Source organism: Amycolatopsis nivea (assembly GCF_004522235.1).
Lineage (GTDB): Bacteria > Actinomycetota > Actinomycetes > Mycobacteriales > Pseudonocardiaceae > Amycolatopsis > Amycolatopsis nivea.
Genome location: NZ_SDLT01000044.1, coordinates 69,395 through 78,809, shown reverse-complemented (window position 1 = coordinate 78,809; position 9,415 = coordinate 69,395). Strand labels below are relative to the sequence as shown.

General features: G+C 69.0%; 8 protein-coding genes. 5 read left to right on the top strand and 3 right to left on the bottom strand.

Annotated features, from left to right (window positions below):
- The coding region (locus EIZ44_RS37165) for a sigma-70 family RNA polymerase sigma factor (RefSeq protein WP_205673421.1) at window positions 1–986 on the bottom strand (986 nt) is incomplete at its 3' end.
- Window positions 987–1,242: 256 nt separating this feature from the next.
- On the opposite strand from EIZ44_RS37165, the gene EIZ44_RS37160 reads away from it, so the two are divergent.
- Both EIZ44_RS37160 and EIZ44_RS37155 read left to right on the top strand, forming a co-directional pair.
- Window positions 1,243–2,094: a hypothetical protein gene (locus EIZ44_RS37160; protein ID WP_037816002.1), complete on the top strand. Its 852-nt coding sequence runs from the start codon at window positions 1,243–1,245 to the stop codon at window positions 2,092–2,094.
- Window positions 2,095–2,147: 53 nt separating this feature from the next.
- Complete coding sequence (locus EIZ44_RS37155; protein ID WP_134733808.1) at window positions 2,148–3,476, top strand: glycosyltransferase 87 family protein; 1,329 nt, start codon at window positions 2,148–2,150, stop codon at window positions 3,474–3,476.
- Window positions 3,477–3,644: 168 nt separating this feature from the next.
- On the opposite strand, the gene EIZ44_RS37150 is transcribed toward EIZ44_RS37155, so the two are convergent.
- Complete coding sequence (locus EIZ44_RS37150; protein WP_134733807.1) at window positions 3,645–4,007, bottom strand: hypothetical protein; 363 nt, start codon at window positions 4,005–4,007, stop codon at window positions 3,645–3,647.
- Between the two features lie 694 nt (window positions 4,008–4,701).
- Between EIZ44_RS37150 and EIZ44_RS37145 the strand changes: the two genes are divergently transcribed.
- Together EIZ44_RS37145 and purE are read left to right on the top strand one after the other, a co-directional pair.
- Window positions 4,702–5,886, top strand: coding sequence for a 5-(carboxyamino)imidazole ribonucleotide synthase (locus EIZ44_RS37145; RefSeq protein ID WP_134733806.1), 1,185 nt, complete (start codon window positions 4,702–4,704; stop codon window positions 5,884–5,886).
- Between the two features lie 11 nt (window positions 5,887–5,897).
- Window positions 5,898–6,395 (top strand): 5-(carboxyamino)imidazole ribonucleotide mutase, encoded by a 498-nt coding sequence (gene purE, locus EIZ44_RS37140; protein ID WP_037815998.1) that lies wholly within the window; start codon window positions 5,898–5,900, stop codon window positions 6,393–6,395.
- Window positions 6,396–6,447: 52 nt separating this feature from the next.
- Here purE and EIZ44_RS37135 read toward each other — a convergent pair whose 3' ends face one another.
- The gene (locus EIZ44_RS37135; RefSeq protein WP_037815996.1) at window positions 6,448–8,121 is read right to left on the bottom strand and encodes a class I adenylate-forming enzyme family protein; all 1,674 of its coding nucleotides are present in this window, start codon (window positions 8,119–8,121) and stop codon (window positions 6,448–6,450) included.
- Window positions 8,122–8,240: 119 nt separating this feature from the next.
- Here EIZ44_RS37135 and EIZ44_RS37130 point away from each other — a divergent pair, with 119 nt between their 5' ends.
- On the top strand, window positions 8,241–9,398 hold the full coding sequence (locus tag EIZ44_RS37130) for an acyl-CoA dehydrogenase family protein (RefSeq protein WP_106961293.1): 1,158 nt from the start codon (window positions 8,241–8,243) through the stop codon (window positions 9,396–9,398).
- The last annotated feature ends 17 nt before the right edge of the window (window positions 9,399–9,415 follow it).

Sequence of the window (9,415 nt, the reverse complement as noted above, 5' to 3'; positions counted from 1 at the left end):
CCGCCCGCGGCCAGCGCGACCGCGACGGCGGCCACCATCGCGGCCCCGGACATGGCGACCCCGGCGAACTGCCGCGGCGCGGACGCAGCTGCCGCCGCACCCGCCTTGGCCCCGCCTGCCGCGGCGGCTCCGGCGCCGACAGCGGCGGCACCGGCGGTAGCCGCGCTCGCCTTGGCCGCGCCGATCGTCGCCAGGTAGCCGAGAGCGGCGCCGCCCAGGACAATCGGGGCGATGATCGCGCGCAGGCTGCCGTTGACGTCGGCCAGTTCGGCCGCCAGCACCCGGCACTGCTCGCATTCGTCCAGGTGGTTCTCGACCTGCGAGCGCTCGCGCTTCGAAAGTCCGTCGCGCGTCCAAGCACCGAGCCGCTCGGCGGTCGCGCGGCAGCGGTCCGCACCGGTTTCCTGCAGGTGGACCTGCAGATACGCCTGGCGAAGCCCTTCCCGGGCGCGGTACGCGAGCGCGGACACGCCGTTCGCGGTCAGCCCGAGCAGCGGCGCGACTTCAGCCGGGCTCTGCTGCTCGATTTCGGTGTGCCAAAGGACTGCCTGCCAGCGTTCCGGGAGCCGCGCGAAGGCCTTCGCGGCCATCGTGCGCTCGAGGCCCGCGACGGCGGTGTCGGAGAACTGCACGGTGAGCGCCTCGCCGGCGGCACCGCCGACGTCGCTCATGTCCTCGTTGAGGTCGATCCGCCGGTCACGGCGCGTCTTGTCGTACGCGGTGTGACGCAGCGCAGTAAGCAAGTACGCACGGAAGGCGCTGTCCGGGCCCTTCCCGCCACGCAGCGTGTCCAATACCTTCGAGAACGCCTCCGACACGAGGTCGTCGGCCTCCGAGCTGGACCGTGCGAGCTGGCGGGCGAGGTTGTGCGCGGCACCGCTGTGCCGCTCGTAGAGCGGACCGTAGGACGCGATCTTTCCCGCGCGCACCTCTGCGATCAGCTCGGCGTCACTCTTACCGGAGAGATCGGCGGGAACGGTGGACACGGGGCTCCTTCGATGCTCCACGCGCGGCGGACTCCACGCGCCTTGCTCCTTACAACGCACACCAAGTGTGACGGATGCGGCGACACTCGTCACGCCGTGGTCCGGCAGATGCCTCAGTAGGCGCAGCAAGTTCACCTCCTCGTCTGGTGATTACGCGAAAAAGATCGGGGAAAACGCGTCACGAGGGGAGTACCGCCGCGTCCCCTCCGTGATTGGGGAACAAGATCGACAGGTACCGGAAGGAGCTGGGGGTTCGGTGGACGTACCGGCGACCGGGGCGCGGTTCGGCTCCGCAGGCGACTCGTCGGGGGACGAGACGCGTGCGCGGTTCGAGCGGGACCGCCATTTGCGGGCATTGCGAGCTCGCTGGCGAACAGCCAGCCTCGCCGCCGGCTGGCGTTTCCCGAGCGATTGGGCACTGCCCGAAGTGGACGCGGTGTGCGCGGCCGTCGTCCGGCACGGTTCGACGGGCGCGGAGAACGCGCTGGCCGGACTCGGCAGGGCGCGGGCAGCGGCGGGAGCGGGGCTGTCGGAAACGCTGTCCGACCTGGCCGCTTTGCACGCGGTGCTCGCCGATCCGGACGCCGTCGACGGATTCGTCGCGCCGGATGTCGACGCCACCCCCGCCCGGCTGCTCCGTGTCACGGCGCTGGCCTGGGCAGACGTCGCGACCGACCAGCTCGTGCACACCGAGGTCACCGACCCGCTCACCGGCCTGCCGTCCGCGGCGTACCTGCGGACCCGGCTCGGCGAGATCTACCGAGGCGGGGTCAACGAGGCGAATGTGCTGCTCACCGTGTCGCTGGACTTGACGTCAGTGTCCGGCTGGCCGCGCTTGACCGCCATGATCCTTGCTGCGGACGCGGTCAAAGCCGTGTTCGACACCGGCGAGTGCTACGCGACGATCGGCCCGTCCGCGGTCGCGGTGCTGGCCGAACGCAACGAACGCCTGGCCACGCGCGGGGTCGCGCTGCGAAGGGCGCTCAACGAACGCCTTTCGGTGGACCCGCAACTGCGCGACGTCGCCCGTCCGCTCGTGTCCGCTGTCCGGTTGCCAGGGACGCACGACCGGGCGTGCGAGCTGCTGACGGAATTGGCGCACAGCTGAGCCCCGGTCCCCCTTCCCGACCAGCATTCCCGCACTCGTGCTTTCCTGGTGTGGTGACCAGGACCGTACCCTCCGCTGCTGACGGCGAAGCTCCGGTGAATCGATCCGGGCAACCCCGGCTGGCTCTGCGCCGATCTCTGGCACGGCTGTCCGTGCGCCCCCGGTCGATGCTCATCCTCGCGGTGTTCCCGCTGCTGGCGATCGCGGTCGGGTTCTGGGGATGGACGCACGACTGGAACCTCGGCGTGGACAGCGCGGTCTACCGGGCGGGCGCGCTGCAGCTGCTGCGCGGCGACAACCTCTACGACGCGAACACGCTGCCCACCGAACCGGGCTGGGCGCTGCTCCCGTTCACCTACCCGCCGACCGCGGCGCTGCTGTTCGCGCCGCTCGCGGTCGTGCCAGTGCAGGTGGCCTGGGGTTTCCTGACCGTGGCGTCGCTGGCCGCGCTAGCCCTGTCGATCCGGATCGCGATCGGCGCACTGCCCCGCCCGGCCGCCGACGGTCCTCGCTGGTGGGCCTCGCCCGCCCGGTCGACCATCGTGTTCTTCTTGGTCTTCCTCGGTTTCGAACCGGTGTGGCGGACGATCTTCCTCGGTCAGATCAACCTGATCCTGATGGCGATGGTCCTGCTGGACATGCTCGTCATCGGTGCCCGAGGCAGCCGCTGGGGCGGAGTGCTGGTCGGCCTCGCGGCGGCGATCAAGCTGACCCCCATCGTGTTCCTCGGCCACCTGCTGGTCACCGGCCGCTGGAAAGACGCCCTGCGCGGGTTGGCGACCTTCGTCGGCATGCAGGCGCTGCTGTTCCTGATCAACCCGCACGATTCGTGGAAATACTGGACCAAAACGCTCCCCGACACCGGCCGGATCGGCCCGGTGCACTGGGCGGGCAACCAGTCGCTGAACGCTCTGATGAACCGCGCCACGGACCTGGCCCCGTGGGCCTCGACCGCAGCGACCGCGATCGGCCTGGTGCTCGCCATCCCGGCCCTGTGGCTGATGTTCCGCTTCCACCGGCGCGGCCAAGCGCTTGCTGCGCTGCTCGTCACCGCGTTCTGGATCCTGCTGATCTCGCCGATTTCCTGGTCGCACCACTGGGTCTGGGTTGCGCCGCTGGTCGTGCTCCTGGTGTCCAGGTTGCCGAAAACCACCCCAGCGACCGCCTGGAAGCGGTGGCTGGGCACGTTCCTAGTGGCTTTCGTCTTCGTCAGTTGCGTGCTGCTGATCTTGCCAAATGGCCGAAACGTCGAGCTGCATTGGAAGGTGTGGCAGAACATCCTCGGCGACGCTTACATCCTCACGCCAGTCGTGCTCGCCGTCGCCCTGGCCGTGCGGTGGGGCCTGCAGCGGCGAGCTCGCAACCGTATTGGTTCTTCTTAGCCCTTTTGCCCTGTTCAGGGTCTTGCCGACCGTTTTTTGTCGGTGGCGACGGTTACTGTCTGAATCGCGGTCGTTACGTGGCCGTCCGGAGCCCTGGCTCGCGGACGGGCACGGCCCTCGTTCTGCTCCCGCGTTAAGCGGACAGATCAGCCGAATAGTGAGCCCTAGTCAGTTCTCCGAGCCACCGTAGAAGTCGCCCAGCGCGGTGCGGGTGTACTGAATGAGCAACTCGGCGTGCGCGAAGTCGTCCGGAAGACATTCGCGCGCGGCGGTGAGCAACTCGTCAAACCGGAACGGCGGGGAGACGGTCTTGGCAAGCGGGTGCCGTTCGCGGAGCTGCTTCATCAACTCGGCGAGGTAGATCACGGCCGCGTTGGAGTCGGTGCTCCAGAGCCAAGCGAGCACTTCGCCGAACCCGGTGGGGAAGGTCAACGGCCGGGACGCGCCGGTGAGCATTTCGGTGGCCACTCCGGAGAGACTCGCTTGGCGAAGCGCGTAAAGAACCGGCCGCGGGAGGGTGACAGAGTCCATCCAGCCATCCTGCTGCAGCGAGCCGCTCCGGGGTGGGCTTTGACGCGCGGGTGTCGCCTGCTTGCGGGTGGGTCTTGGTGGTTGCTTCCGTCAGCTCGCTTCGGCTGGTGCTTGGTCAGACGAGTTCTCTGGGGTGCGCCGGAGCTGGTGCCCGCTGCCGGGTTGCCGCTATGGCCGGTGCGCGCCAGAGCTCCTGCCCGCTGCCGGGCCGCCGCCATAGCCGGTGCGCGCCGGAGCCGGTTCTCACCACGGGCGGTACTTCGCCGCAGCCGGTTCCCGTTGCCAGCCCGCGAACCCTCGCCGTCCCGGCCCAACTGAAGCCGTGTGCGGTCGCCTTCACCCCGTCGCAGTCGGCTTCCGGCGTCAAACCGCAACCTCTCCCGGCCAACCGCACCCCGCCCTCTGCCGCCTTGACCTCCTTGCCGCAGCCGGTTCGCGCCACCGGCCCCCGCAGGCCCGGCCTAACTGCACCCTGCCTGCTGCTGCCTTTGCCTTCCCGCCACAAACCCGCACCGCTCGTCGTCTCGGCCCAACCGCACCCCACCTGCCGCAGCCTTGGCCCGCCCGCCGCAGCCAGTTACCGCCGCGAACCCGCACCCCCGCCGCCCGAGCCCAACCACACCCCACCCGCAGCCCCCTCCGCCGCAGGTCGCCCGTGGTCCGCCACTTCTCGCCCAGTAACCTGGGCTGCGTTATGGACAAACGAACCGGTCTTCCCATCGTCGGCATGGTGGGCGGCGGGCAGCTCGCCCGCATGACGCAGCAGGCGGCGATTTCCCTCGGCCAGTCGCTGAAGGTGCTGGCGGCCGACGAGGGCGACGCGGCGGCCCTCGTCGCGAGCGACGTCGTCATCGGCCACCACACCGACCTCGACGCGCTCGTCGACTTCGCCCGCCAGGTCGACGTGGTCACCTTCGACCACGAGCACGTGCCCGGCGAGCACCTGCTCACCCTCGCCACCGAGGGCTTCGTCGTCCGCCCCGCGCCCACCGCGCTCGGGTTCGCGCAGAACAAGCTCGTGATGCGCGAAATGATGGCCGGCCTGGGCGTGCCCGGCCCCGCCTTCACCGAAGTGTCCACTGTGGACGATGTGATCGCGTTCGGCGGCGAGCACAGCTGGCCGGTGGTGCTGAAGGCGTCGCGCGGCGGGTACGACGGCCGGGGCGTCTGGATGCTCGACACCGCACAGCAGGCCCGCGAGACCGTTCCCGAACTCCTCGAGGCCGGCACCGAGCTGCTGGTCGAGGAAAAGGTCGCGATGAAGCGCGAGCTGTCCGCGCTGGTCGCGCGTTCCCCGTTCGGCCAGGGAGCGGCGTACCCGGTCGTCGAGACCGTACAGACGAACGGCATCAACACCGAGGTCCTCGCCCCGGCACCGGGGCTGTCCGAGTCGCGCGTGCACGAGGCGCAGGAGCTGGCCCTGCGCATCGCGTCGACGCTCGACGTCACCGGGCTGCTCGCGGTCGAGCTGTTCGAGACCGAGACCGGCCTGCTGGTCAACGAGCTGGCGATGCGCCCGCACAACTCCGGTCACTGGACCATGGACGGTTCGCGCACGTCGCAGTTCGAGCAGCATCTGCGCGGCGTCCTGGACTACCCGCTCGGCCGCACCGACCTGATCGCGCCGGCGTGCGTGATGGCGAACGTGCTCGGCGCGGACGTCTCGCCGCAGATGAGCCCGGACGAGCGCGTGCACCACCTGTTCGCGCGCTTCCCCGAGGTGAAAATCCACCTCTACGGCAAGCAGGACCGGCCCGGCCGCAAGCTCGGGCACGTCAACTTCATCGGCGACCGCATGGACGACCTGCGCAATCGCGCGCTGCTGTCCGCGCACTGGCTGTCCCACGCCGTCTGGCTCGACGGCTACGAGATCCACTGAAGGGGAACACAATGGCGCCGCAGGTGGGCGTGATCATGGGCAGCGACTCCGACTGGCCGGTGATGGAGGCCGCGGGACAAGCGCTGGACGAGTTCGGCGTCGAGTACGAGGTCGGTGTCTACTCGGCGCACCGCACCCCGCAGCGGATGCTGGACTACGCGAAGTCCGCGGCCGACCGGGGCATCCGCGCGATCATCGCGGGCGCGGGCGGTGCCGCGCACCTGCCGGGCATGGTCGCGTCGGCGACCGTGCTGCCGGTGATCGGCGTGCCGGTCCCGCTGAAGTACCTGGACGGCATGGACTCGCTGCTGTCGATCGTGCAGATGCCCGCCGGCATCCCGGTCGCGACGGTGTCCGTCGGCGGGGCGCGCAACGCCGGTCTCCTCGCGGTCCGGATCCTCGCCGCCGCTGACCTGCAGTTGCAGGCGAAGCTGACGCAGTTCCAGGAGGACCTGGAGCAGCTCGTCCTGGACAAGGACGCCAAGCTCCGCGAAAAAGCGGGCAAGTAAGTCCGAGCACGCGGATGCCGGTCCGGAACCGGCATCCGCGCATCCCGCCGGTTCAGGCCGGGTCTGGCAGCTGCTTGCGCAGTTCGCGCTTCAGCACCTTGCCCGCCGCCGACACCGGGATCTCCGCCACGAAGTGCAGTTCCCGCAGGCGTTTGTACGGCAACACCTTCTCGTTCACCGCCGCCATCAGCTGCTCAGCGTCCACTGAGGAGTCCGGCTTCCGCACCACGAACGCCACCGGCAGCTCGCCGACTTCCGGACTCGGCCGTCCGACCACTGCTGCGGACAGCACGCCCGGCGACGCGCTCAGCAGTTCCTCGAGCTCGCGCGGAAAGACGTTGTATCCCTTGTACAGCAGCATATCCTTCTTGCGGTCCACAATGGACAGATACCCGTCCTCGTCGAGCACCCCGATGTCGCCGGTGTGCAGCCATCCGTCGACCAACGCGGCAGCGGTCTCTTCCGGACGGTTCCGGTACCCGCGCATCACCTGCGGCCCGCGCAAGCACACCTCGCCCTCCTGCCCAGGTGGCAACGGCTCCTCGCTGCCGTCCGCGACGAGCTTGACCTCGGTGTCGAAGATCGGCCTGCCGACCGACCCCACCTTGCGCACGCCGGACCGGTAGCTCGGCGAGATCACCGCACCCATTGTCACCTCGGTGAGTCCGTAGCCCTCCGCGATCACGACGCCAGGGAACCGCTGGTGCAGCGCGCGGATCATCTCGTGGCTCATCGGTGCCGCACCGGAGCCGATGTTGCGCACCGACGACAGGTCAGCAGTGTGGAACGCAGGCGTGGCCAGCAGCGCCGCGAACAGCGCGGGCGCGCCACCGATCGTCGTGACCTGCAGCCTTTCCGCGTCAGCGACGTACGCGGCCGGGTCGAACCGGGCGTGCAGCACCGTCGTACCGCCGCCCATCAACGGCCCGTTGAGCCCCGCGATCACGCCCATCGCGTGGAACCACGGCGTCAGGTTGATGCCGGTGCCCGTGCCGAGCCGGGTCGGCCATTCGTCCGGGCTGCCGATCTGGTCGATCGTCACGTCGCCGTTCGCGTCGAGCGCCGGTACCGACCCGGTCGACCAGCAGGTGTGCTGCAGCGTATTCGTGACGACGTTGCGATGCGTGAGCTCAACGCCCTTGGACCGCCCGGTCGTGCCACCCGTGTAGGCGAGATGGGCGAGGTCGTGGTCCACGTCGATCGGCACGTCAGGCCTGGTTGCGGGCTGGTCAGCGAAGAACTCGCGGAACTCCACGCTCCCCTCGCCGAGCTCGCCGGTCGGCGCGACGACGATCGTGAGCCGTGCCGGAATCCGGTCGGCGACCGCCGCGAGCGTGCCCGAGACCGGCCCGAACGTCACGACCGCGGCGGCCCCGCAGTCAGTGAGCTGGAAGGCGAGGTCGTCGGGCGGGAGCAGCGGGTTCGTCGGACTGAACGTCGCCCCCGCCAGCAGGATGCCGTGGTAGGCGATCGGATACGCGAGACAGTTCGGCAGATGCACGGCGACCACGTCGCCCCGCCCGATGCCGCGGGCGAGCAGTGCTTGCGCGAATTGGCAGGCGGCCTGCCAGGTCTGGGCGAACGTGAGCTGGTCGCCGTCCATGGCGAACGCGACCCGATCGCCGTAGCGCGTCGCGGCGCCGGCGAGTACCGAACCGATCGGCACCTCGGGGTAGTCAAGGGAAGCGGGCAATCCGGGCGGCGGGGTCGACGCAGTGGCAGCCATCGCTTGACCATACGAACGGTGAGGCCGAGGACACAAGAAGCGAGCTGCCGCGTTCGGAGTGAACGCGGGCTAACATCGAGGGACTTTCTCCCGTTTCGCTGCAGAAGAGGTGACTGAAGGTGGCCGAGGGCCTGTATCAGCTGGCCGAAGAGCACGAGGAACTGCGGGCCGCGGTCCGGGCTCTAGCCGAAAAGGAGATCGCGCCCTACGCGGCGGAGGTCGACGAGCAGGAGCGCTACCCGGTCGAAGCCAACGAAGCGCTCATCAAGGCGGGTTTCAACGCCGTCCACATCGGCGAGGAATACGACGGCCAGGGCGCCGACGCCATCGGCGCGTGCATCGTGATCGAGGAAGTCGCGCGCGTCGATGCGTCCGCGTCCCTGATCCCGGCGGTCAACAAACTGGGCACGCAGCCGATCATCCTGTCCGCTTCGGAGGACCTGAAGAAGCTGGTCCTGCCGTCGATCGCCTCGGGTGAAGCCTCAGCGTCGTACGCCCTGTCCGAACGAGAGGCCGGTTCGGACACCGCGTCCATGCGCACCCGCGCCCGCCTGGACGGCGACCACTGGGTCCTCAACGGAACCAAGTGCTGGATCACCAACGCCGGCGAATCGTCCTGGTACACGGTGATGGCCGTAACCGACCCGAACGCGGAAAAGAAGGCCAACGGCATTTCCGCATTCGTCGTGCACAAGGACGACCCGGGATTCTCGGTAGGCCCGAAGGAAAAGAAGCTGGGCATCAAGGGCTCGCCGACCCGCGAAATCTACTTCGAAAACTGCACCATCCCCGCGGACCGCATCATCGGCGAACCGGGCACCGGCCTGAAAACCGCCCTGCGCACCCTAGACCACACCCGCCCGACGATCGGCGCACAAGCCCTGGGAATCGCCCAAGGCGCCCTGGACGCCGCCGTCGCGTACGTCAAGGAACGCAAGCAGTTCGGCAAGGCAATCGCAGATTTCCAAGGAATCCAGTTCATGCTGGCCGACATGGGAACGAAAATCGAAGCCGCCCGCCACCTCGTGTACGCCTCCGCAGCCTCCTCCGAACGAGGCGACAAACGCGCTGGCTTCACGGCATCGGCAGCCAAGGCGTACGCATCCGACGTGGCAATGTCAGTGACGACGGACGCAGTGCAGCTGTTCGGCGGCGCAGGTTACACGCGTGACTTCCCGGTGGAGCGGATGATGCGGGACGCGAAGATCACGCAGATCTACGAAGGCACCAACCAGATCCAGAAGGTCGTCATGGCCCGGGCCCTGCTCAAGGGCTAGATCGATCTTGACCCGGT